Origin of the sequence: Xenorhabdus bharatensis, from assembly GCF_037996705.1 — a bacterium.
Taxonomy (GTDB): domain Bacteria; phylum Pseudomonadota; class Gammaproteobacteria; order Enterobacterales; family Enterobacteriaceae; genus Xenorhabdus; species Xenorhabdus bharatensis.
In genome coordinates this window covers 201,528-224,533 of sequence record NZ_JBBMXG010000002.1, presented here as the reverse complement: position 1 = coordinate 224,533, position 23,006 = coordinate 201,528, and the positions used below count along the sequence as shown (strand labels likewise).

The following is a 23,006-nucleotide window of genomic DNA, read 5'->3' as shown; positions in this document are numbered from 1 at the left end:
TGATCAAAGCGCCCTGTCGGCATAACGGCGTTGTTTTTGTTTGTCTTGTTGCGACCTGCGGCACATTTCGGCGGCCAATACCTGATCAGTCGGCAGGTAATGACCGTGCCGGAATGCCTGATAAACTGTGCCGGTTTGCCCGTGACGGTTCTTCTCCAGAATAATTTCCGCGTACGGGCTGGCAGGGCTGAGTGGGTTATACACCCCATCCCGATAGGTAAAAATGATGCGATCTGCATCCTGCTCCAGTGAGCCGGAATCACGTAAGTCTGCCGCTATCGGGCGACGCTGATGCAGGGGGCGTTTATCCACGTCCCTTGAGAGCTGGCTCAAGGCCGTGACCGGGGTATGCAGCCGTTTCGCCAGGCCTTTCAGTGCCTTCGATATTTCTGCCACCGCTAAGTCATGACGGTCAGCCCGGAGTTTTCTAATCAACCCAAGGTAGTCGACGAAAATCCCCTTTAAGTTCGGGTGACGACGCTTATGAGTTTCACTGATAGCGCAAATTTGTTCGACACTCAGATCGCTGGCATCCAGCACATGGATATTCCGGTCGATAAGCGAACCCAGTGCATTGCCAATACGCCCCCAGTCCTCATCATACAGTTCGCAGTTTCGGAGTTTAGACACCGGCATCGCCGCCGAACCTGCCACCATGCGCTCGGCAATTTGTTGCGCTGCCATTTCCATGGTAAACAACAACGCCCCGCCCCCGTTGCGGGTCATGCCTTCAATCATGCACAGGGCCAGTTCCGTTTTTCCCATGCCCGGACGTCCGCCCAGTAAAATCAGATCAGTCGGGTTAAATCCGCCGGTCAGTTCGTCCAGTGGCTCAATGCCTGTCAGGATCATGCCGGTCTTGCCCTGATTGCGCGCTTCCAGTGTTTCAACGTACCTGTCCAGCAAGTCGCCGATGACCACCGGCTGTAAGCTACTTTCGTTCTGGGATATCCCATTAAACTGGGAGGCAAATGCCTCAATCAGGGCTTCTGCTTGCGTGTGATTGCCACAGGTCTGAATCTCTTGCTGGTAGCGGTTAATCAGCTCAGTGACCTGACGTACCCGCCAGTAACGCATGACTTTTTCCGCATAGCCTTTTAAATTGGCCCGCCAGACCGGCGTTTTGGCTAATTCCAGCAAGTTAGCCAGAATACCCCGTTCTTCGCCCATCGCATCCGCAATGAAAAAGGGATCGATAATCGCACTGCCCAGAGCCTGCTTTTTGATTTCGCCGTACACCCGGCGCAGATGAACAGAGCTGAACGCCTCATCCGGTAACACCGCTAATACGTCGTAGGCATCCGGTGTCGCCCCGCCGGATAACAAGCCACTGATAACGGCCATTTCCAAATCATAGACATTCATGCGATTTCCCTCCGGTAGCTTTCCCAGTCAAAGGCCAGTACCGTGCCGCCCTGAAGCACTCGGTCCAGCGTCCGATCACCCAAAAACTGCGCCAACTCAGTCACGGGCAAGTTACTGATCAGAATGGTGGGCAGCAGATCTTCATAACGATTATTCAGTACCTCAAACAGAATATGGCGTTCAGACTCCGTGCCGTACTGCATGCCGATTTCGTCAATCACCAGCAAATCCCGCTCGCTGTAAAATTTCAGGGTATTAAATTCACTCATTTCACCCTCGCTGTTCCATGAGCGACGAAATGCCCGGATGATGCGTGAGGCGGTGGTGATAAACACGGCTTCATCCCCGCCTGCGGCAATTTCCCGGCACAAAGCGACAGCAAGGTGGGTTTTGCCCGAGCCCTGACGCCCGCACAGGATCATGCCTTCCCCTGCCCGCTTGCGTTCCGCCCATGTCTGGACGTAGCCCTGACAGGTTTTCAGATTAGTTTCTGCCCTGCGATTCTGTGGCTGGTAGGTGGCAAAGCTGGCCTGCGCAAAGCGGGGGACGATGTTCAATATTCCCGGTTCCGTTGTTTCCATCACGTCTGCTGCTCCTTAAAGATTTTTTGTCCAGCTCGCGCCGTGTGATTCATAACACTTGTGCTCAAATCCGCTATGGGTGTTGACTTGGGGCTGCCGACCGGATTTCTGCTTGTCAGGAAATAACCCTTGCCAACTGTTGGCAATGGAAGTGCAAATTACCGCGTCAGGATTGGGACAGGCGGCCAGTTGTTTGGCCTGCTGGCGGCAACTGGTTTCGGTCAGGGGTTTCCTGATTTCCTGCCGAAACGTCACCCAGTCCGCCCATATTTCGGCACTGACATTCTCGGGTTTGGCCGTCAGGGGATCGAATGCTGGCTTTTCTGCCTGTTTTTCCTGCCCAGCCCCTTGGGGTTTTATAGGTTCTTTGACTGGTTCCTTGACAGGTTCAAAAGAGTGACTGATTCTGGTGCCATCTGACGGCATAGGGGGTCTGCCATTGGGCGGCACAGGGGTGTCAGCAGATGGCATAGGGCTGCCAGCCGGTGGCACAGGGGGTATGCTTTTGGGTGACACAGGGCCAGCAGATAAATTCAGGTAATAGACATTCGAGGCATTCCCTTTCCCGTTGTGATTACCCAGCCGATTCTCCTTGGTCAGCAAACCCATCTTAATCAGGGCATCAATGTGATTTCGCACGGCGCTTTTGCTGCATTCACAGTGATCTGCAATATGCTGATACGAGGGCCAGCACTCCCCTTTGTCGTTTGCATTATCGGCCAGTTTAATCAGCACCAGTTTTCTCAGGGGATTACCCACCCGGATACTCATTGCCTTCGCCATCAGACTCATACTCATGCCATTTCTCCCTGTTATCGATCCGCCACCAGCGGGAATTGGAAATTTATTGCGGGGTTTTCGCTTCAGGCGGCGGGAAAACGGTAGGCAGATCAGGACGCAATTCATGCGCCTGAACCGCCCCGTTTGAAAACATCACAATATCGGGGACTCGTGATACCGAAACCCGTTTTTTTCCGTACAACCATGCACTGACGAGCGATTGCGCACACCCCAGTACCTGAGCCAATTTGGCCTGACTGCCTGCGATATCTATCACTTTTTTTATTACACTGTTTTTCATCCTTCCCTTTCTCCAACACCACGGCAATTTTAATATCACTAACGGTCAATATAAATCACTATTGGAGTATTTGTAAAGATATCACTCTAGAGATAGAATAAGAAAAAAATGTTCCAAGACAGCGGTTCTTGGGTTTATCCCCGGTATTCGACGTAAATGCGGGAACCACTCATGAGGCACTTATGACTCTTGCTGATAGATTAAAAGAAGCTATGGCAGATAAGGGGCTAACCCAATCTGCGCTGGCAAAAAAAGCCGGCATGGCGCAATCCATGATATGGAAATTACTTTCCGGGAACGCAACCAAAACAGGCCGGCTCGTTGATTTAGCCAAGGCGCTTGACGTTCGACCAGAGTGGCTGAGTGATGGCAGTGGTCATAAATCACAGTCCGGTGATACTGATTTTGCTGTCAAGCATGACAACCGTTATGCACCGGTAAAAATTTATGAAGCAGAACAAGAAACCCCGGAGTGCTTCATGGTGCCGGCCTTTTCTGAACAGCAAACCGCCTTTGAATCCTGTCGGGCTTATCGCATCACCCAAAATACCGGCTGTGCTGAAGCGCCGGAAGGGACGGTGATCGTGGTAGATACACAGGAAGAGATCGCCAATGATGATTTAGTCTATGCCCGCATCGGAGAACACTATTCCGTTTATCGTTATAAACAAGGGGGAGCGGTCAGCTTTTTATCTGTGGATGACTCACGTATCCCCTTGATAACCCTTTCTCCCGACATGGAAATCGTCGGTGTGATTGTGTATTTATTTCGTCACATGAAGCGAAAACGATAACCTTCCTCTCCCGACTTTAAACACCACCAACCCCTGCCTCTATCTGCAATAAGATACTGTTTTTAATGCAGTATCTTCCTTTTCACTGAAATAATAATCCCCATCAAGATCTAAAATCATTCAAATAATATCAAATTAAAATTATTAGATATCAATAAGATAATTAAAAAATTTAATTTATATCACTTTAGGTATGGATTCAATGAAATTTAAGTGATAATGTTAGTGGCATCAAAGTGATAGGAATAATCACTACCCTAATAAGCGAGAGGATTTATGCGTACCTTCATTTCTGCCATCATCAAAAAACCGGCACCACAACAAAAAAAGGCTATCAACATTAAAGGCATTGTTGCCAATATCGCACAAAAAAACAGCCTGCATGCAGAAACAACACATATCACCTTTTTGGCAGATCAATATCATCAGGGCAAAACCCAGCATCACGGCATGGATATAAAGAATAACAATGAATTTAAATATCATATTTTAGCGACGTATCGGGTCAGCCCAAAACATACCGAGCCAGTACCTTGCTATCATTTAGAACTGATTGTCGATTACGGTTATGCACTCTATAGGCGGAAAGGACGATATATGAATTTAGTTGATATCATTCCTCTGATTAAATCAGGTAAGAAAACACGCTCAGTCATAAAAATAGCCACACAATAAACGACGATAAATACAATCTATAAATTTCAATCAATATTCAAACTGAATGACAGCGCCTGCGCTGGGGAATGCTTTACTCTAAATTCAGAGCGGGTACCAGATATGGTGCCCGACAACGAAAGATTAAAAAATTCAAATGACATGCCTAAGTACCGATCTGGAATACATCATTTTTGTGATAGATGGGAAGATAGCCACTGAAAAAGTGGTTAGGGTGGCTTTGGTCAGCAATTATCAGAAAGGAAGTAGTCAATAATGGCAACGAGATACATTAGTCTTAAAGAAATGTGTAAATTGGTAGGAAAGAGCCATCCTACTTTGTGGCGGATGTGGGCAAAGAGAAATGAGTTTCCAAAACCCTCAAAGACGGAAAGCGGGATTTTTTTAGGCTGGACTGAAGAAGTTTATGAAAAGTGGGTTAAAGATAAAAATCCTTAAAACACCCGTTAGAGCACCTGCACTTTTTGATATACTTGAAAAATACTGGTAACTTATTGATTTTATGGTACGCCCTACAGGATTCGAACCTGTGACCTACGGCTTAGAAGAAAGTAGACCACTAAATATCACATTGAAATATAAAGATTTATCCTTGCTCGCATCCCGTTTTGTGTCGTTCATCGCTTTTCGGTGTCTTTGGTTGTAGTTCATGTGTCGTTAGCAGAGACACAAAAACGACACAGTGATTTAAGCCAGCCTATAAACAACATAATGCAGTGGCTCCTCTTTTCATACCAAGTGTTTTCATCACTCAGTTGACTCAATCAAACCTATCATATACGATAAGTTAAATCTTATCATAAATGATAAGCCAATATTGAACCCTGAACATCTATCATATATGATAAATACAAAAGGCAGACATGAGCTGGAATATTGATTTTTACCACGGAGTAATGGATAGCATTCTGGATATGCCCCCTAAGATTCAAGCAAGAATGCTAAAACTGCTCGAATTAATGGAACAGCATGGTGCTAATCTTGGATTCCCACATACTGAACCTATGGGTAATGGCTTGTTTGAGGTACGAGCAAAAGCGCAGGAAGGAATTGGTCGAGGCTTATTCTGTTACCTTGATGGCTCGCATATCTACATTCTCCATGCTTTTGTTAAGAAGAGCCAAAAAACACCTAAGAAAGATTTAGACTTAGCCAAAAGCCGTATGAAAGAGGTGAAAAAATGAGTCAACTGCAAGCCCTTAAAGCTAAAGCATTACAAAATCCAGAAGTGAAACAGGCTTATGATGAGTTAAATGATGAGTTTGAACTCATCAATACATTGCTCAGTATGCGTACTGAAGCGAAGTTAACTCAACAACAAGTGGCTGATCGAATGGGAACTAAAGAAAGTAACATTTCCCGATTGGAAAAAGGAAAAAGCAACCCGACTTTAAGCACACTAGTAAATTATGCAAAAGCCTGTGGTTTCCAGCTTGATTTCAGCTATCGACGCAACAGTTAAAAAAGCCGCATTAAGCGGCTTATCTGAATTGATTCGTTTTAATTCTGTTTGTGACAATCCTCGATACATACGCCATACAGTATAATGTCTTCATCAATCATGATTAAACACTACTGATTAAACTTGCTGAAGCTGCCAACATAATTAAAGGTAATTCTTGTTCCAGCCCTTAAGTTCCAGTCTGAGGCGTTGTTGTACACTTTAGCTAAGGCGACCTCTCCGGATTTTAATTTTACTGTTGAAGTAACTTGAACATCCACAACACCGTCTGAAGCTGCCCCACTGACCTGATCTACCATTACTCCGTTAACTTCTATACCAACAATGTAATTACTGGCTTGCTGCATTTTTCCACTTAGTGTAATTGAGTAATATCCATCATAAGGTGCCCTCATTTGACAGCTTGAGGTGTTATAAATTGATAGAGTATCCATCGCAATTTCACCCCAAGAATTCCAGTCTATAATATAGTATTTTGATGAGAGGTTAACCTGAGTTGATGTTATCTTGGCCTCAAAATAAGGGTTATAGTCATTATCTACAATGCTACTGGATGAGTTTAATATCCTGTAAGGTAATCTGTATTTATATTTACCTATAATTTTGTTATCTGCAATTTTACATCCAGCCTTATATACCACAACAGGAACCTCAGCGACCTTACCATGAGAATGAATTAAGTTACCGTGCACATATACATTCTCTTGAGATACGTAAATCACTCCATTGTTTTCATCAGTAAAGAATCGGCCTTTAATTATATTATCTGAAACAATAACGCTAAAAAACTCATCTGACTTTAAATCTATATTTGAATCAGATACCAAAATAGCTCTAGTGTTTGACGTTGTTGAATTCCTATTAATAACTGTATTGCTATTAATGTTAGCAGTTATAGCCTCAACTCGTATGCCTGTTGCATCAGTATTCTCAATATTAAATGAGTTGATAATATTACCAATTACATTGATTTTATCTGGATTTCTACTTGTAGCCTTTTTGGGATTGTTATCCTCAAAAATGTATATTGGACTTCTTCCTATATTATCAAATTCATTCCCATTTATATGCCAATTCTGAACCCATCCGAATCCATAAATTCCATTCCCATTTATATTTTTAATTTTGTTGTTTGATATATACACTGATGATACTGGGTCTGTTGCATAACTAAGCGAATCACCGTTTGACATGACTCCATTACCGCAAAATTCAATATGGTTTTCGGTTATATGAATGTCTATACAACCATTATCTGGTTCAACGGCAGAATAAAAACCATATACGTTCTTTTTATCACCGCAATTAATTATATGATTGTTATTAACAAATACCTTCTTACACTTGTACAACTCAATTCCATTATACCAAGAGCTTTTTATTTGACATCGTTCTATATAAACCCTTTCATTTCTTTCCATGTAAATTGGGAACTGGTAGTTATCGCACGCATAAATCGCTACCTTTGGCTCTTCCTTTCCATTTCCCCACTTTCCACCTAATTTAGAAACCTCATATTGGTGTGATGAATTTGAAAATCTAGCGGTTCCATAGTCTGGTAGATCTTCATAATTACAATCAATTGTCATGTCGCATATATATAAGTCAGAACCTCGCAAAGTTGGTTCAACAGTTGAACTATGAACATAAGGCTCAGGGAATGATGAAAAGCAATTATTGTAACTTATAGCCTTGATGGTGGTAGCTCCAGCTCCGGCACCACGGTGAATGATGCCCTTAGGTATATTACCAACATATTTATCAGCAATGTAATCAAACGAATCTAGACGAATAGCCCTTGATACGGCGTAAACACCAGCTGGATAAAATAAAACACCACCACCAATGGACATCAAATATCTATTGGCTTTGTGTATTGCTAAATAGTCATCAGTAACACCATCTGCTTTAGCTCCAAACATTTGAGGAGTCACCCAGAACATGGCATCCTTTAATGTTCCACTTGGATTAACCCCTACTCCACTGCCATCACCGAGCAATAATCTCTGTTCAAGCCTTGATGAATCTAAAATATAATTTTTTAATTCTGGCATATATATTACTCCAAATAAAATGTTGATATTCGCACACATTTATTTTAGTCTTTGCAGAAAAGACAATATTATTAATGAACGGTACTTATTAATTACTATAAAAATCCATGTAAAGCATATAACTAAAACACCAATCAATAATAAAATTAATCTAATTAAATTATTTTTAAATTGATTGGTGCTGTATAAATTGCCATACATTAATTTTTATCAGTGGACATACAAATTTCATTAATTATCTACCTGTTATTTTATGTCATCCTGCCAACAAAACATGCTCCCTATCAAATAGTAATCAAGCCGTACTTTCCCGTATTGATGAACCCTTTTATTGATGTTCACCGGCGGAGAAGTCTCCCACCGCCTTCATGTTATTTAGCAATGTGTATTGTTGATTAGATGAGGGAATGAATATGAGTACTCAAGACAGTAATAGCTCCGTAGTAGTTCCAACAATGGACGATGTCAAAAAGGCAATTGAAGAGCATGCCGAGAGCCGTAATCATCCATATGCAACTCAGGTAGAGCCGGGATTTGTCACTTTAAGTAATGAAGTTGATAGCGACAGTCAATTAACCGTTTCAACATCTAAAGCCGTAAAAATGGCATATGACCTCGCCAATACAGCCAATCAAAATGCCAATAATGCAAACGAGAGCGCCGATAATGCGAATGACAATGCCAATACTCGCTTAGCAAAAGACCTGAACGGAGCTGATATTCCTAATAAGGAAGCGTTTGTAAAGAACCTTGGGTTAGCAGAAGGATCAGCCTTACCTGTTGGCGTCCCCGTTCCTTGGCCGACAGAAAACCCACCTGAAGGTTGGCTGATATGCAATGGTGATTCATTTGATAGAGTAAGATACCCTAAGCTTGCTCTTGCTTACCCATCTGGAAGATTGCCAGATTTGAGAGGGGAATTTATCCGTGGGTGGAGTGATAAAAGGGAGAAGGTTGATACTGGGCGTACTCTCCTCAGCTTCCAGGATTCAGCATTTCAGAACCATTTTCATGCATTACCAACAAGTAATGGTAATGACGAAATGGCGGAAAAAGGGATCACTACTGTTTTTAGTGATGGTACAAGGAATAATTTCGCTGTGAATATAGAAAAAACAAAAGACCCAGTCGGAAATAATGTAACCTTATGGACGGATAACCTTTTCAGGACCTACAGCTCAAATGTCTATGGTGGATTTTCTGTTGCGGACGAAACCCGCCCCCGTAACATAGCCTTCAATTACATAGTCAGAGCCGCTTAATTCTGAGTTAACGATATAACCCGCAACTTTCTGCGGGTTAATCACCCCTTTACCCCACCGGTTCAGCCTGATCACTATCAGTGGCAACCTCTGCCGCCTTCTGCTTCACATTCCACACCGAATTCTCCGGCATCTGGACACGAACATCCAAGCGACAGCCTTCGGGAATATCGCACGGTTCGCCGTCCTGATAATAAACCTTTTCTCCGTTGACAATGGCTTTTATCCGCTTGTTCTGAAAGCGTTCCGGTAAATGGGAATGCTGACGGTGGAAGGTTTCAATCGTGATGCTGCCGTCCTTGTTCACCTTGTCATCAATGTAGATGAGTTCCAGCCCGTTGTTGTTCTTCGGTGAGGAGATACCGCCATGCACACCCCAAGCGCCATCCGCGTTATAGCCCAGCACACCTGTCACCTGATAATGACCGAGGCCGAGTTTAGAGACGATTGCGCCTTCGGATTCGTCGTTAGTTTCGAATTTACCATCGGGATGGATTTGAATGATAGGGGAGGATTTTCTGATAATACCATCCTGACCTGCATAAACATTCCCTCCCCACCCCATTGCTAAAACATTTCCATGAACGCCTTCAGGGAAAAGATAATTACTCAACGTTTCTCTTCCCTTTTGGATAATGACGTATCCATACTCACCTTGCGTCCCAAAATTAACTGCTAGTCCGGTTCCCGCGTGTTTTGCCAAAAAATTAGTATACCCATCGCCAACCGCTATCACTTGACCAGCGAATTGAACCCCAGAAGCATTCTGAATGACTGCACCCTCTAACCCAATATTCCTCACAAACGCCGCTTTATTCGGAATATCCGTCCCATTCTGGGATTTATTCAGTTTGTCATCCATCGCCGCCTGCAATGTTCGTATAGATTGCAGTGACACCGTCTGTCCATTCGGCAGCGTCACATTCACTGACCCATTCTGCGTCATCCACTGATCCATATTCTGCAAGAACTGGATGATATTACTGTTAATGGCGCACATATGCCGGACGCCATCGGAGATAGAATTGGGCACGGTCGTCTGGATCTGGTAAGTGACGTTATTCAGCGTGGTTTTAGCTTTATCTGCCAGTACCAGCTCTGTATCGGAATTCACTGCCTGTATCATATGCAGCAAATTACTGCTGCCGGACTGGATGAGTATCATCTGCCCCGGAGCAATACCGTTCAGGTTATCTTTAAATTTCGTGCCCGTACCGCGGACAATAGCCGAGCCGAACACTGTGGAAAGGGTGCCTTGTGTGTAAATCATGATGCATTCCTGAAAAAATAAAATTAGAAATAGTCGTCGAAGTTAATCGCGTAGATGTCGTAGTTGATAGGTTTATAGCTGAAGCTGTTCGCCTGAAAATATTCAAAATCCATGTTCCCTGCTTCATTCACCGAAATAGTGTGGCCTGAGAAGCTGAAACCGGAATCGGCAAAGCGCCAGCTGTTTCCCCGGATATTCTTAGCCAGTTTTGCCAGCCGGTTAAGATGTATCATCGGGCGGGCAATGCTTTTGGCAGAACCGCTCCCGTTTCGAACGGGGATCATTTCGCCTAAAAAAAACGGCGAATAATAAGATGAGTAAGTCATCTCCCCGGAGGCGTTATACACCGCCACACCCACATCGGGTTTCTTGAGAGAGAACCCGCTGGAGAAAATCACGACATAGACCTCGCAGGGCACGTCATTGTTCATTATGACTTTATCGTGATTCATGCCAACAGCGGCCCCCGGCGTTTCCGTCCGGGCAAACACCAGACACTGTTCGCGGTTCGGGATAGCATCCGGCACCCGCCATTGTCCAAAACGGCCTAAATTAATTTTTCCCCGGTAAACGCAATAGCCCATCCTGTTCTGATTGGACAGGGTAGCAATCCCATTCATGCCCGCCAGTTGAATGCCAAATGACTCTCGATGCTTGGGATAACCACACACCTGAATATAAAAATTCTGCTCGTGTTCAAAAAAGGGGGAAAACCAGCCGGTGACATTGCCATACCAGTCGGGTTTACCATTGGGGCTGTCACTGTATTCAAAGCGCAGATATTCCCCCTCCATGCGGATGTTAGTGATCCGAATATCGACAATGGCAGAGACGTTGCCATCCTGACCCACCATTACCGTTTTTGTCGGTATCAGGACAATATTAAAATCCTTGGCTTCCGGAATATGACGGGATTGTTGCCAGCCCTGCTTACGGTAATCGCCGTGTAAATCGACCGCTATTGTGCGTATCAGACTCAGGGTCTGTGCGCGTTCTGAATCCAGCCGGTAAGGTTTCCCCCCGTCACCGGGGTGCACTAATAATCCGATGTCACTCATTAAATTTGTCCTACCTTGACCCTTAACACACCTTTACCATCAAACACCGCCAGTCCGGTGTTATCGAGGGCGATCCGTACCCCACCTGACGTGCCTTTCATCTCAAACGCCCCGTTCTTCGGTAAATTCCAGCCACCCTGCGGCCAGTTATCTGAACGCAGCCCATCGGCAATTTTTGCCATTGTGATAGAGGCATCGTTGATTTTGGCGCCGTCAATCACCGCCGTACCCAAAAAGGCTTCCTTGATAAACACCTGACCGTCTTTAATCATAAAAACCGATTCCAGCTTGCCGTTGGTGGGATTGACTACCGTAAACTGGTTGGCCCGTACCCCGAAGTGCGTTTCCACCTTGCCGTTTTTGACCTCAGCCCCGATAACCATCCCGGCTTTATAGAATTGACCTTTGAACCAGACCCCGGCCCCGATATCCTTGATGGCATGACCGTTACCGTCGATATCAAACACGGCAGTGGCTTTTTCTTCCAGCACCGCTGCGTTATCGCCCACCTTGGCGGTCAGAGTGTCAATCGACTGGGCAAACGCCTGACGATCATCCGCCCGCGCCTTATCGACCCGGCTGATTTCCGCCCGGATTTGCCGCTGTTCGCCTGCTGAATGACTGGCTTGTGCCGCCAGTTGCAGGGCAGATTCCGCCTGTGCGTGTTCCTGCGTGGTGACGGTTTGGTTTAATCGGGCTATCTGAGCCTGCTGGGCGTCATACTGGCTTTTTTGTAACGCGAGGATTTCAGAGGAGGCTTTTTCAAGATCCGCTATGAGGGTATTCTGACCATCAACCTTACTGCTAATGGAAGCGAGCTTACCGTTCTGTTTAGTGATCCCATCCTGTAACGCGTCATCCCCTTTCTGAATCTCGGCCCTTAACTGACTGCTCGTTTCCACTAAAGATTTATCGGTTGCGGATTGGGCCTTTTTGACTTCGACTATCGCGGCCTCGTTGTCATCAAACCGCGCGGATAGTTGCAATCCCAGCTCAGCACGGGCTTTAGACTCTTCCGCGAGGGCTTTCTCGGTTCTGGCAATCTTAGCCTCGGACATCAACTGTCTTTCGTTAACCCCATTGAACTCTGCAGATGTCTGCGAGACAGATTCAGCCAATGATTTCTCAACCGTCGTCAACGTGCTTTCGACCCGTCCGAGACTCGCTTTCTGTTCTTCGTACTGACTGTGTTGTTTTTCCTGCAGTTCTGTCGATGTTTTCTCAAGATCCGCTATCGCCGTTTGCTGCTCGGTGAATGCACTGCTGATTGATGCTAACTCACCGGCCTGCTTGTCGATTTCACCTTGTAGCCTTTTATCACCTGACTGAATCTCAGCCCGCAGTTGCGAGGTGGATCCCGCAAAAGCCTTGTCGGTCTCAGATTGCGCGTGCTTAATCTCAACAATGGCAGCCTCTGACGCTTCTAGCTTAGCCGCGATCTGAATCCCCATCTCAGCGCGCGCTGCCGACTCTGTGGCGATGGCCTTCTCGTTCTTGATGATTTTGGCTTCAGAAGTCAACTGACGTTCATTAAACTCATTGAATTCAGCCGATGTTTGCAGTATTGATTCGGCCAGCGCCTTCTCGGTATTGGTGACAGAGGTCTCAATCCGGCTGAGGTCACTTTTTTGTGAGGCAAACTGGGATGTTGTCGTCTGCTCGAATTTCGCCTGCGCCTCAGCGAGATTGGCTATCGCTTCCGAGTGATGAGTGACACGCCCTGCAACGTCCTGTACCCCCTCCTCAGTCTCCTTAAGGGAAGCCTTAACCTGATTCAGTGCTTGAGAGAAAGCCGCTTCTTGTGTCGCTTGTGCTTCCTTAACTTCCAGAGCCGCTGCGGTATTATCCGCAACCTTCGCACTGATTTGCTCTTGGAATTTGGTGTGAGCTTCTCTGTCGTTGGCCTGAACCTGTTCAAGCCGATAAATTTCAGCTTTGCGATCAGTGGACTCCTCTGTGACCCTTTGACTAACCTCTGTGGTGAAGTGGGTATTTTCTAACGTCCCCTCAGCGACATACACCAGCTGTTCCTCAAGGTTGACCGTTTTGTTGCCCAGTTGGTGAGTGGTGGATTCCAGTTCAATCGTCTTATCACCCAGCGCCTGTGTGACCTTCTCTATCTCCTCAACCTTGTCTGCATTGTGCCTGATGTCTTCCGCCAGACGCTTCCCGCTCTCAGAAGACAGAAATTGCTTACCCGCAATGTCTAATATCTCTTTGGCCCGATCATCCGGCTTGCCTTGTGCTTCGACAAAGTGCGATTTACCGAACTCATTCACGCTGCGAACATAGAACCAGTAGGACGTCCCAGCTTTCAGTCTCCCTTTTGTCCAGAATTTCGCAATACCCAGAAAATCGGCTTTGGTCTCAATCTCGTTGATATCGGGGATTGGCCTGTCTGAGAACCAGAACTCAAATTGCGTATCCAGCGTTTTGGGGGCACTGATATAAGGGAGGGCTTTCAGCTCAAAAAAGCCCGGCTCAATCGTGATAACCGAAGGGGCCGCCGGCGCGCCAATCACCATCGGCACTTTGGCTTCATCACCCAGCATGCCGCTGTCGTCACGGGCACGGACACCGACCGTATACACTCCCGCGTCTAACCCACTGAAGTAGTACTCCAGCTCTTGAGTATTACCGTGTGAAACCACTTTATTGTCACGATAAAGCGCCACATCAAAGGTGACAGCGCGGTTGAACGTCGTCGTCGCCCACATCGCACGGGCCTGCACCTGCGTACTGTCCTGAATGTACGCCATGCTCAGGCGTTCAATATTGGGAATACGGATCACATTCTGCGTGGCAGGTGTACCCTGAAAATCCACCCCGTTCTCAACAACCGCTTCTTTCTGGGGTTCATGCTGAATACAGGTAAAATTGTAATGGCCTGTTTTGGTGTCTTCGGCAATGCTCATAACCCGGAACAAACGGGTGACCAGTGATCGCTTAGCGATGGAGAACACGCCCCATTGCCGCAATCCCGCAGGCACGTCTTTCAGAGTGACCACATCGCCACTGACGGATTCAATCTCCACCCGGACAAACGTCCCTTCATTGCCCATATAAGAGAAATAACCGGACTCACCGGAGGCGAACTCGGCTGGCGCATCAAGACGCACGGTTTTATCGGAGAAATCCAGCACCCGCCCACCGATACGCGCAGTGGCGAAGGTGTTATCGGCAATTTCCACAATGTCACCCGGTATGCAGTTAATCCCTTCACGACCGGTACTGAATGTCACGGAATCCGTTTCGAGCTTTTCGGTTTCGATGATCCATCGGCCGACCCGATGTGCCTGACCCCGGCTGGTACACCCAAAGGCCGTCACCTTTTTGACATTCAGGCCCAGACGGTCAACCAAGGCATCATCCTGAATCAGTTCCCGCTCTTCTTTCCAGCCGTTTTCCGGGTTCACCCAGGTGACTTCAATAATCGTATGTCGGGCTTTCTTTGCCGCCGCACTGTAGTTAAATTTGCCCTCGACCACGTTGGCATTCGTGAATGTCCAGACCGGATCCGTGGGCCTGTCCTGAAAGCAGGTCAGTTGCAGCCCGTTCCAGACCTGCATCCCGCGAAAAACCGAAGCCAGATCATCCAGCACATCCCGTGCTTTACGCTGGTTTGCAATATAGGCATTACAGGTAAATCGGGGTTCCATTCCCCCAAAGCCATCCGGCACCAACTGATCACAATACTGCGCAATGGCATACAGGGCGAATTTGTCACAGCCAAACGACCCCATCAGCTTCCCGATGCCATAACGGGTGTTAGTCACCAAATCGTAGAATATCCATGCCGGATTATTGGTGTAAGCAGGCTTAAAACGCCCTGTCCAGACCCCTTTATATTCCCGCGTCTCAGGGGAATAATTATCCGGTACCTGCACAATCATGCCTTTGATGTGATAAGTCCGCTTAGGCGTATCGGCAAACAGTGAGCGGTCAATCCGCATCCCCACCACCGCACTGTTGGGGTAGCTCATCAGGGTATCAGTAATTTCGGTATAACTGGCCCAGACCGTGCCATTACGCAGCCGGTCGCTTTTGCTGTCCTCGGTTAAACGCGACACCCGGATTTGGAACGGCTTTTTCTTCGGCGCATCAATGGTGTGGGATTCCAGATATTGCCCGCTGATTTTTGCCGGGCCGATATGCACAAACTTGGCGTTGTACCAGCCAGCGCCGTCATTCACATCGATAGACAGTTGTACCGAACTGTTTTCCTGATTGCCCTTATCATCGGTCTTCACGAGCTGGCTGACGCCCACGGTAAACCTGACCCTGTCCACATCGCGGTTCGATACCGATCGGAGTATCGGCATGTCTTTCTTGACTTCAACACTGACCGGAATTTCACTTTCAACAAACGGATACTCGCTTAACGGCTCCTGCGATTGCGTCCCCGCCCGCCACTGAACCGTGACGCCGTGAATATTGGGATTACCGCTCTTATCCACAACCGGCGTGCCGTTAATCCTGAATCCCTGCAAGCCGCCGACCGGCCCTTCAATCTGCCCTTCACTAATCAGATCAACAATGTTCAGAAACTGCTTATTCTTCAGATTATCATCCAGCAGTTTCGGGGTACTGCCCTTGCCGCCACCTTTTGCCATTATTCTGTCTCCAGCCCCTGAGAAATCACGTTCGACCCCACCACCAGCTCACCGTAAGCAATCGGCACCGGATAACCCTGCCCGATACGGTTTTCCAGTGAACTGAAATAGCGGTTGCCCTCGGTTTTGCTGGACCCCATCGACGGACTCTCCGGCATTTTGGTCAGCATGGTTGCCATCCCTGCCGCGAGCAGTGCCACCCCCGCCATCGCCAGCCCTGCTGTGTAAGCACTCCACATGGCAATTGACGCACCGCCTGTCCAGAATGCCGCAGCAATCGCCACCACACCCAACACCGCCATCCCTATCCCCGCGCTATTCCCGCCTGCCCCACTGACTACCGGCACAATCGTCACGGTATCGCCATCCTTTAGCGGGTGATTCATGCCTGCCGGAATGGATTGATCTGTCATATCCCGCCCGGCAATGCGAATACGGAACTGCCCGTCAGCCAGCGCCTGCTGGAACCCTTTTAACTGATAACACAGGCACCTAACCGCTTCTGCTGCGTCACGCACCTCTAACTCATAACGACGGCCAAATCTTCTAAGATGGCCTCCAAGCTGTAACTTGACCATTGTGGATGTCTCCAGACTGAATGTGTGTATTTGAGCCAGTAACCACCGTAAACATCGCGCTTGCTGATGCGATCTGGCCTGTGATGCAGAATTTGCTGATTGCCGAGGTAAATCGCCCCGTGGCAGGGCGTCTGACTCCCCAGACAAATGAGAATGATGTCGCCGGGCTGGATTTCATCCACCTGTTCAAAGCCCTGACTTAAGCTGTTATCGAGATAAAGGTTCTGCCCCGCGTTCCACCACGCATCGTCACGAGGAATATCGTCTAATTCGATGCCTGCCAGATGATAGGCATCGCGGATCAACGAATAGCAGTCCTGTGTCCCGTGGAGAAATGCCCGGCCTAATAAACGCGGCACCGGGCGAAATTGGTGCACCCGATCACCACAAGCCAACCACCACGGCAGGCCCGTCTTGAGTTGCTGTGTGCGGTCGGCGGTACTTAATCGCAGCTTGCCCTTGGGGTGACTGTGCACAATGGCCTCGATATCAGCAAAGCACTCTGCCGTTATCCAGTCATCGGGGTTAATGTCAAAATAGTGCTCAGGATCCGGTGAAATATTGCGGCACGGGAAATAGCGCCCCCCGGCAATCAGGCCGCACGCTTCCCTCACCCCTTCCGCTTTCGCGTGGGCGATAATGTGGTGTTCAATCATGATTAACCTAACCTGTTCGCGCCTAAAAAGCCGCCAAAGGGCATAGACAAAGGGCGGGGATAGCGCAGCGTGCAACCGCTGTATTTCTTTGAGCAGCGGTCTTTCAAGGGATGAGTGGTGGGTTGGTCTTTTTCATCGGCTACCGGTGGGCCGTCATAGCCACAGTCGGCAGAGCGGTACTGCCAACAACAGATATCCGCCTGAATCACCCGCGCCGGAATGAGCGCCCCGTCGGTTTCACTGGGTAAGGCCAGGATGTAGGTCACGAAATCCGCGTTCGCATCCTGCTTCTGTTCTATCAGGTATTTGCTCACTGCCTCACGGGTCGGATCGGCCTGTGGGTTGCCATTCGGAAAATTCACCGCATACAGATACAACTCCGGCACCTGACGGCGGGTGACCACCGCGCCCAGCGCATCATTGAAATCCTGATTGATAGCAGTCAATAAGCCATTGATATTGGCAAACACCATTTTCGGACGGGAGCTGGGGCCTTTACCGCTCATCTCAAACCCGGTCACTTCCACCGGATACGGCTCATAGCGCAGCCCCTGCCAGATGACCGGCTGTAATTTGCCGTTCATGCCATCATGGAAACGGTAGACATCGCCCCCAAACATCGTTAAATCGATTTCATACAGATTCAGAATAGCGTTCTGGCCCAGTTCAGTGACGGCCACCCGCATTGCTTTCGGGATGTCCCTCATGCCACGACCTCCTCAAACACACAATTGACTGACCAGCGCACCCGATGGCGATTGACCGTCCACGAACGACACACAAATGTGCGTAACTGATTATCGTCACTGGTTAGCCAGACAAACGATTCCACCGCACCCCGTGCGCGTAAGAACGCATCAATTGAACGCCCGGTTTCGGCACTCCCGGTAAAGTTGAGTTGATAACGTTTTAACTGGTTATTGATGCCGTCTTTGATGCGCTGCTCGTAGCCATCGCCAAACTTAATCACTTTGACCCGCGGTTCATGGCTGACCTCATAGTTATCCTGCGGTCGCCAGATAAATTCTGGTTTTGTCATATTTCACCTATAAAAAAAGCCCCGCTAGGGGCTTTTGCTATGTTCTAAAAGAGATTACAAACCCAGTTCTGAATGAGAACCAAGGCGGACGAGGGTTAACGTTTCTTTATCCGGTTTTTCGTAAATCAACACCAAATCGGGTTTTACGTGACAATCCCGGAAGCCTTTCATGTCACCCGTTAACGGATGATCCCGATGTCGTGGCTCCAGAGGCATATCCGCCAGAAGCAGAGATAAGACAGCCTGAAGGTCAGCATCCAGTGTTGCACTGTGCCGACCTTTCTTCTCGCGCTTATAGTCGCGTCTGAACTGACTCGTGTATTCAGGCGTCCGCATTGAGATCACGGAACAGGGTATCGAGATCAGCCGCCTTTGTGACATTGCCCGCACGCGCATCCCGCATGGCTGCAATCGTCGTTTCGTTTGGCACTAAGGGTTCGAATGGCAATGTCTTTTCCCGCGCCACTCGCGTTAACATCATGCGAACCGCATCTGATACCGTCAATCCCATTGCTGCCAAAACAGCCGCCGCCTCTTCTTTAATCTCACCGTCAATACGGGCTTGCACTAATCGATTTGTCGCCATAATAAACCCCCTTATTGAATTACAATGTAATTCAATTGTATTTCAATGAAGGCTTACCCTCAACTTTAATGAACAAAAATCAGACAAATTGTTATCTTGTTGACACAAAAAACCCGCCGAAACGGGTTTGTGTCATTACGTATTCATAGAAAGGGATTGCAGTTAATCCGGTGTTAATTGTGTTGGCCTGCATTCATACAATGCCGCCAGTTTTTCCAATGTCACCTGACGGGGGCGTTCTGCTTTTTCAAACTGGGAAACGGCAGCTTGCTTTACGCCCAATTTTTCCGCCACTTCGGTTTGTGACAAACCACGATAGATACGCCATGCCGCATGAAGGGTAATTTCCTCATCCACCATGATACTAATGACTTCATGAGGGATGGTTTCATCGTCATGAGGGCCTTTGGTGTAAGGGATGCTGACATAATCTTCATCACGATCTGCCGCAGCCAATAAGCGTTCATACTCCGCAATAGGCAATACTACCGCTTGCTTGTTGCCGTTCTCATCTACAATAAACTGGATACCAGCCATATTATCTCCAATAGTGTGTTAACCCTGACATTAAACAACGGGTTATTGAGATCGTGCTACTGATTCAGCATACCACCCGGCCTGCTCTCATCGGTCAGTACATCATAGATGGTCTTTCTGACCATGCCCGACATCATCCGTGCATCCTGCTCAGAGAAGTTACCCTGCGTCTGGACATGAAAGGCAATATTGATGCTACCCACAGAAGTACCACCACCGCCCTTGCCCATCTCCCGGTTGCTGACCACCTTGCCTCTGTCGCCCGGTATCATGTACTGATGACCGTTATTGGCTTTGAATATCTCCGGCTTATTGTTCTCCCCAACCCTATAAGCGCCGTTCGGACTGACTGGCCCACCATTTTTACGCGCTCCCAATAAAGAAATCATAGCAGGCACTGCGGCTGTCATAGCTGCCATCCCGACAGTCGCGGCTGTACCCATTGTCGCCACACTGGTTGCCGCAGCAGCCGGTGCCATTGCCGTGGTGATGGTCGCACCCGTAGCGACAGACGATGCCGCCGCAACTTTGTTAGCAGCTACCCCCATCATCATATTTTTGATTTGCTGCATCCCCATCTGAACCAGTGCAGAGACGGCCTCATTAGTGATAGTTAGCGCCAGATTGCGCATAGCTTCATCGGCGGTCTGGGTGCCGGTTAACAACCCGGTGATGGCATTGGCGGAACGTTGGCCTAATGCTTCAACCGAATTCCCCAGAAATTGATACATTTCATTCTGAGTCTTCCATTGCTCCCATTGGGCGTTAGTCATGTCATCGTTGAATTTGCGGGTGAGATCGGATTTGAGCTGCAGTATTCTTTCATGCTCACCGATATCATGAGCATTATATTCATCCAGCAAGGCCATTTTCTGCGTATATTCATTTTGGAGTTGCTGGATAGGATCGGCTTTACCCAACAATTTCTCATTAAAGCCCACGGATGAATCCACATTTTTGTTAATTTCATCTTCCGTTTGCTTATTCTTATAGCGTTCTCTTATCTCTTGCTCGCGTTGATAAAAGTCTTCTTTTTCAATCAAACCTTGAGCTTTGACGCGCCTTAAATGCTCAAGTTCTTCATCCATTGCCTGTTTGGATTTCGCTAAAGCATCCTGCTCAAGTGCCCACGTTCTGGCTGCCGCATCTTTTTCAAGCTCGTATCTTTCCGCAGCATTTCTTTTGGCTTGTTCGATCTGTTCCTTGCTGGAACCTTCCGGCATGGCTTTTGCGGCATCATATTGAGCCATCTCAAGACTGGCTTCTTTGTAGCCTGTTCTGATGCGGTCTATTTCGTCACGCTGTCTGGAAAGTGCGGCAATAATATCTTCGGCGCGTCTTTTGGCATCATCAGCAGCCTTTTGAGCGGCATTTTCTGCTTCTCTGGCAGCATCTTCACGTTGTTTTTCGGCTTCCTCAAGCTGGTTATTTTCTTTGATTAAAGCCTGTATCTCTTCTTTTTGATCAGAGCTTGCTCCCATGTTATCAGCTCTGTGTTCTGCGGCTTTCCAGTCTCGTTGCAATCCCTTTTGAGTCTTGAGCAATTCATTGCTTTGTTTCAACTGCTTAATGAAATCAGCCGCCTTTTCAGAAGATTCCCCAAGAGCATCGCTTCTATTTTTATGAGCATCCGCACTATCTTTAACGGATTTGGTTTCACCGTCTGTTGCAATAGCAAGTTGCGTAGTTATCTGTTTAAGTGCTTCATCTTGTCTTTTTCGCTTCTCTTGCATGTCAGCGAGTTTGCCATTTTCAATATCATATTCACGCTGTTTCTTCTCTATTTCTTTGGCGCTAGCTGTTGAATAAAATTTACCAGCATTACGTTCAACATCCCATTTTTTACTGCCTACCCTGACCCTTTGTCTTTTTATCTGCTCATCCTGTTCATCCATGTCGTTTAGCAACTTAGCTTTAGCCGCCTTCAACTGAGTCTTAGTCATTTTCTCCAGATTTTGGGTAAGATCTTTCACTGAGTCAGATAAATCGGCAGCTTTCTCTGCCGCTTCTTCTGAACTCTGTTTAAAATAATAAATGGCTGTTGCTGCGAGCATAACCACACCAAGCGGCCCACCTAAAAAGGAAACAACGCTCTTGAGTCCATTCATTGCAACGTTTGCAGCTCTGGTAGCTGCTGTAAGCCTTGTTTGGGCGGCGGTAGCGGCATCTTGTGCATTTTTGTATGTGGCTGTTGCTGAGGCTGCTGTAGCACGGGTGGCAGTGAGTCTGGCTAGTGCTGCTGTGGCCGCATCAGTTCCTTTTACCACTGCATATTCAGCCTCTGCGTGGCGCACTGCCTCAATCGCAGCGATTTTATCCATTTCGGCCTTGCGCAATGTCATATTGGCGGCATACAAGGCACTCTCTGCTTCTGCTTTATTAGCTTGCGCTAACGCTATAGCTGCCCTTGTGTTTGTTATCTTTTGGCTCGCCGCTAATGTCATTGCACCCACCATCCTTGAACCCATCACAACAGCTAAAGCAGTTGCAGCACCCGCAACAAGATCCATATTTTCACTGACTGTAACCAACGTACTATTAAATGTTTTAAGTGCTGTCTGAACCGTAGTGGATTGACCAAAGAACTTGGTCATATTGTTCGCTGCCATTTCTATCGACTGGCTCATTGTCGCTGACGTTTTATCAAATTCTTTCGCGATAGTTCCAGCCTGAGCAAGAAAAGCCTCGGACACCACCTTAGCCGTTAATTTACCTTCTGCCGCCATTTTCCTTAGCTGACCGATATTAACGCCGAGGTGATCACTCAATGCTGAAATCAAACGACTGCCATTCTCAGACATGGAGTTAAATTCTTCACCGCGCAGAACGCCAGAGGCCATAGCCTGAGAAAACTGGATCATGACACTGGATGACTCCGCCGCAGTCGCACCTGAAACCACCAGACCTTTTGCCACCGTTTCAGTTAATTTCGCCACATCATCAGCCGACATACCATAACTACGGGTCGCTCTTTCAAGTCTGCCATACAAAGCAGCCGTAGCATCCAAACTCGCACGGGAATTCTGGGCGATGTTGAATACACGTTCAGTCACTTCTGCCAGAGATTCATGCGTTTTAATTGAGTTAACCAGTTTGTTATTCACTACAACCCATGCATCGGCATAATGGGCAATTTTCTCAACAGACAATGCTGCAGTTACTGCAGTAGCCGCCTTTGATAAGCTCAGTAATGCCTGTTCTGCCCCATGAACTGATCGACTCGTCTGATTGAAACGTTGTTCCAACTGTCCCAGCCGAGAATCAACCTGATGCTGCGCGGTCAGTAGTTGAGCTACGTCCATTTGTACCTGATAAACAATATTACCTACACGAACTTCTGCCATTTTCTAGCTCCTGAAAAAAGAAAACCCCGCCGAAGCGAGGTTATGGTCAAT

The 23,006-nt window shown here is 47.4% G+C and carries 22 protein-coding genes; 6 read left to right on the top strand and 16 right to left on the bottom strand.

Translation table 11 applies throughout. The features are described 5' to 3' along the window. Positions 1-3: 3 nt before the first annotated feature. Genes AAC855_RS02845 through AAC855_RS02830 form a run of 4 tightly spaced genes read right to left on the bottom strand, consistent with a single transcriptional unit; the run spans position 4 to position 3,027 of the window. Complete coding sequence (locus tag AAC855_RS02845) at positions 4-1,365, bottom strand: replicative DNA helicase (protein ID WP_340608113.1); 1,362 nt, start codon at positions 1,363-1,365, stop codon at positions 4-6. Continuing rightward, entirely contained in the window at positions 1,362-1,946 is a 585-nt protein-coding gene (locus AAC855_RS02840) for an ATP-binding protein (protein ID WP_340608265.1), read from the bottom strand. The genes AAC855_RS02845 and AAC855_RS02840 overlap by 4 nt, the downstream gene beginning before the upstream one ends. Before the next feature lie 15 nt (positions 1,947-1,961). Then, complete coding sequence (locus tag AAC855_RS02835) at positions 1,962-2,744, bottom strand: helix-turn-helix domain-containing protein (RefSeq protein ID WP_340608112.1); 783 nt, start codon at positions 2,742-2,744, stop codon at positions 1,962-1,964. 46 nt (positions 2,745-2,790) lie between these two features. After that, the gene (locus AAC855_RS02830) at positions 2,791-3,027 is read right to left on the bottom strand and encodes a helix-turn-helix domain-containing protein (RefSeq protein ID WP_340608111.1); all 237 of its coding nucleotides are present in this window, start codon (positions 3,025-3,027) and stop codon (positions 2,791-2,793) included. A 182-nt stretch (positions 3,028-3,209) separates the two neighbouring features. Here AAC855_RS02830 and AAC855_RS02825 point away from each other — a divergent pair, with 182 nt between their 5' ends. The 5 genes from AAC855_RS02825 (at position 3,210) to AAC855_RS02805 (ending at position 5,958) form a co-directional block, all read left to right on the top strand. Continuing rightward, complete coding sequence (locus AAC855_RS02825; RefSeq protein ID WP_099111676.1) at positions 3,210-3,821, top strand: helix-turn-helix domain-containing protein; 612 nt, start codon at positions 3,210-3,212, stop codon at positions 3,819-3,821. 276 nt (positions 3,822-4,097) lie between these two features. After that, a complete protein-coding gene (locus AAC855_RS02820) occupies positions 4,098-4,496 on the top strand; it encodes a hypothetical protein (RefSeq protein ID WP_340608110.1) in 399 nt (132 codons plus the stop codon). 255 nt (positions 4,497-4,751) lie between these two features. Continuing rightward, positions 4,752-4,934, top strand: coding sequence for a helix-turn-helix transcriptional regulator (locus AAC855_RS02815; protein WP_340608109.1), 183 nt, complete (start codon positions 4,752-4,754; stop codon positions 4,932-4,934). Between the two features lie 425 nt (positions 4,935-5,359). Then, positions 5,360-5,680 carry a type II toxin-antitoxin system RelE/ParE family toxin gene (locus AAC855_RS02810; protein ID WP_340608108.1) on the top strand — a complete coding sequence of 107 codons (321 nt, stop codon included), beginning with the start codon at positions 5,360-5,362 and terminating at the stop codon, positions 5,678-5,680. Further along, entirely contained in the window at positions 5,677-5,958 is a 282-nt protein-coding gene (locus AAC855_RS02805) for a helix-turn-helix domain-containing protein (protein WP_340608107.1), read from the top strand. Before AAC855_RS02810 ends, AAC855_RS02805 begins: the two co-directional genes overlap by 4 nt. Before the next feature lie 110 nt (positions 5,959-6,068). Here AAC855_RS02805 and AAC855_RS02800 read toward each other — a convergent pair whose 3' ends face one another. After that, on the bottom strand, positions 6,069-8,012 hold the full coding sequence (locus AAC855_RS02800) for a right-handed parallel beta-helix repeat-containing protein (protein WP_340608106.1): 1,944 nt from the start codon (positions 8,010-8,012) through the stop codon (positions 6,069-6,071). Positions 8,013-8,425: 413 nt separating this feature from the next. Between AAC855_RS02800 and AAC855_RS02795 the strand changes: the two genes are divergently transcribed. Further along, positions 8,426-9,274 (top strand): phage tail protein, encoded by an 849-nt coding sequence (locus AAC855_RS02795; protein ID WP_340608105.1) that lies wholly within the window; start codon positions 8,426-8,428, stop codon positions 9,272-9,274. Positions 9,275-9,323: 49 nt separating this feature from the next. On the opposite strand, the gene AAC855_RS02790 is transcribed toward AAC855_RS02795, so the two are convergent. From AAC855_RS02790 to AAC855_RS02740, 11 genes are all read right to left on the bottom strand, one after another. Next, the gene (locus tag AAC855_RS02790) at positions 9,324-10,544 is read right to left on the bottom strand and encodes a phage tail fiber protein (RefSeq protein ID WP_340608104.1); all 1,221 of its coding nucleotides are present in this window, start codon (positions 10,542-10,544) and stop codon (positions 9,324-9,326) included. Between the two features lie 23 nt (positions 10,545-10,567). Continuing rightward, positions 10,568-11,602 carry a DUF6453 family protein gene (locus tag AAC855_RS02785; protein WP_340608103.1) on the bottom strand — a complete coding sequence of 345 codons (1,035 nt, stop codon included), beginning with the start codon at positions 11,600-11,602 and terminating at the stop codon, positions 10,568-10,570. After that, positions 11,602-16,215, bottom strand: coding sequence for a TipJ family phage tail tip protein (locus AAC855_RS02780; protein WP_340608102.1), 4,614 nt, complete (start codon positions 16,213-16,215; stop codon positions 11,602-11,604). Before AAC855_RS02780 ends, AAC855_RS02785 begins: the two co-directional genes overlap by 1 nt. Continuing rightward, on the bottom strand, positions 16,215-16,793 hold the full coding sequence (locus AAC855_RS02775; RefSeq protein WP_340608101.1) for a tail assembly protein: 579 nt from the start codon (positions 16,791-16,793) through the stop codon (positions 16,215-16,217). The genes AAC855_RS02780 and AAC855_RS02775 overlap by 1 nt, the downstream gene beginning before the upstream one ends. Continuing rightward, the gene (locus AAC855_RS02770) at positions 16,736-17,449 is read right to left on the bottom strand and encodes a C40 family peptidase (protein WP_340608100.1); all 714 of its coding nucleotides are present in this window, start codon (positions 17,447-17,449) and stop codon (positions 16,736-16,738) included. Before AAC855_RS02770 ends, AAC855_RS02775 begins: the two co-directional genes overlap by 58 nt. 2 nt (positions 17,450-17,451) lie before the next feature. Beyond that, entirely contained in the window at positions 17,452-18,156 is a 705-nt protein-coding gene (locus AAC855_RS02765; RefSeq protein ID WP_340608099.1) for a phage minor tail protein L, read from the bottom strand. Further along, the gene (locus tag AAC855_RS02760; protein ID WP_340608098.1) at positions 18,153-18,488 is read right to left on the bottom strand and encodes a phage tail protein; all 336 of its coding nucleotides are present in this window, start codon (positions 18,486-18,488) and stop codon (positions 18,153-18,155) included. The genes AAC855_RS02765 and AAC855_RS02760 overlap by 4 nt, the downstream gene beginning before the upstream one ends. Before the next feature lie 54 nt (positions 18,489-18,542). Continuing rightward, positions 18,543-18,824, bottom strand: coding sequence for a type II toxin-antitoxin system YafQ family toxin (locus AAC855_RS02755; RefSeq protein WP_340608097.1), 282 nt, complete (start codon positions 18,822-18,824; stop codon positions 18,543-18,545). Then, positions 18,811-19,074, bottom strand: a complete 264-nt coding sequence (locus tag AAC855_RS02750; RefSeq protein ID WP_099122554.1) for a type II toxin-antitoxin system RelB/DinJ family antitoxin — start codon at positions 19,072-19,074, stop codon at positions 18,811-18,813. The genes AAC855_RS02755 and AAC855_RS02750 overlap by 14 nt, the downstream gene beginning before the upstream one ends. Before the next feature lie 162 nt (positions 19,075-19,236). Beyond that, a complete protein-coding gene (locus tag AAC855_RS02745) occupies positions 19,237-19,611 on the bottom strand; it encodes a helix-turn-helix domain-containing protein (protein ID WP_340608096.1) in 375 nt (124 codons plus the stop codon). Positions 19,612-19,667: 56 nt separating this feature from the next. Then, entirely contained in the window at positions 19,668-22,955 is a 3,288-nt protein-coding gene (locus tag AAC855_RS02740; protein WP_340608095.1) for a tape measure protein, read from the bottom strand. Positions 22,956-23,006 lie beyond the last annotated feature (51 nt).

What these genes read in the sequence shown, in the direction of transcription:
- AAC855_RS02760 (WP_340608098.1), bottom strand. Translation starts at nt 18,488, where the DNA reads ATGACAAAACCAGAATTTATCTGGCGACCGCAGGATAACTATGAGGTC.
- AAC855_RS02780 (WP_340608102.1), bottom strand. Translation starts at nt 16,215, where the DNA reads ATGGCAAAAGGTGGCGGCAAGGGCAGTACCCCGAAACTGCTGGATGAT.
- AAC855_RS02745 (WP_340608096.1), bottom strand. Translation starts at nt 19,611, where the DNA reads ATGGCTGGTATCCAGTTTATTGTAGATGAGAACGGCAACAAGCAAGCG.
- AAC855_RS02835 (WP_340608112.1), bottom strand. Translation starts at nt 2,744, where the DNA reads ATGAGTATGAGTCTGATGGCGAAGGCAATGAGTATCCGGGTGGGTAAT.
- AAC855_RS02845 (WP_340608113.1), bottom strand. Translation starts at nt 1,365, where the DNA reads ATGAATGTCTATGATTTGGAAATGGCCGTTATCAGTGGCTTGTTATCC.
- AAC855_RS02800 (WP_340608106.1), bottom strand. Translation starts at nt 8,012, where the DNA reads ATGCCAGAATTAAAAAATTATATTTTAGATTCATCAAGGCTTGAACAG.
- AAC855_RS02805 (WP_340608107.1), top strand. Translation starts at nt 5,677, where the DNA reads ATGAGTCAACTGCAAGCCCTTAAAGCTAAAGCATTACAAAATCCAGAA.
- AAC855_RS02750 (WP_099122554.1), bottom strand. Translation starts at nt 19,074, where the DNA reads ATGGCGACAAATCGATTAGTGCAAGCCCGTATTGACGGTGAGATTAAA.
- AAC855_RS02775 (WP_340608101.1), bottom strand. Translation starts at nt 16,793, where the DNA reads ATGGTCAAGTTACAGCTTGGAGGCCATCTTAGAAGATTTGGCCGTCGT.
- AAC855_RS02825 (WP_099111676.1), top strand. Translation starts at nt 3,210, where the DNA reads ATGACTCTTGCTGATAGATTAAAAGAAGCTATGGCAGATAAGGGGCTA.
- AAC855_RS02815 (WP_340608109.1), top strand. Translation starts at nt 4,752, where the DNA reads ATGGCAACGAGATACATTAGTCTTAAAGAAATGTGTAAATTGGTAGGA.
- AAC855_RS02830 (WP_340608111.1), bottom strand. Translation starts at nt 3,027, where the DNA reads ATGAAAAACAGTGTAATAAAAAAAGTGATAGATATCGCAGGCAGTCAG.
- AAC855_RS02785 (WP_340608103.1), bottom strand. Translation starts at nt 11,602, where the DNA reads ATGAGTGACATCGGATTATTAGTGCACCCCGGTGACGGGGGGAAACCT.
- AAC855_RS02765 (WP_340608099.1), bottom strand. Translation starts at nt 18,156, where the DNA reads ATGAGGGACATCCCGAAAGCAATGCGGGTGGCCGTCACTGAACTGGGC.
- AAC855_RS02820 (WP_340608110.1), top strand. Translation starts at nt 4,098, where the DNA reads ATGCGTACCTTCATTTCTGCCATCATCAAAAAACCGGCACCACAACAA.
- AAC855_RS02740 (WP_340608095.1), bottom strand. Translation starts at nt 22,955, where the DNA reads ATGGCAGAAGTTCGTGTAGGTAATATTGTTTATCAGGTACAAATGGAC.
- AAC855_RS02795 (WP_340608105.1), top strand. Translation starts at nt 8,426, where the DNA reads ATGAGTACTCAAGACAGTAATAGCTCCGTAGTAGTTCCAACAATGGAC.
- AAC855_RS02840 (WP_340608265.1), bottom strand. Translation starts at nt 1,946, where the DNA reads ATGGAAACAACGGAACCGGGAATATTGAACATCGTCCCCCGCTTTGCG.
- AAC855_RS02770 (WP_340608100.1), bottom strand. Translation starts at nt 17,449, where the DNA reads ATGATTGAACACCACATTATCGCCCACGCGAAAGCGGAAGGGGTGAGG.
- AAC855_RS02810 (WP_340608108.1), top strand. Translation starts at nt 5,360, where the DNA reads ATGAGCTGGAATATTGATTTTTACCACGGAGTAATGGATAGCATTCTG.
- AAC855_RS02790 (WP_340608104.1), bottom strand. Translation starts at nt 10,544, where the DNA reads ATGATTTACACACAAGGCACCCTTTCCACAGTGTTCGGCTCGGCTATT.
- AAC855_RS02755 (WP_340608097.1), bottom strand. Translation starts at nt 18,824, where the DNA reads ATGCGGACGCCTGAATACACGAGTCAGTTCAGACGCGACTATAAGCGC.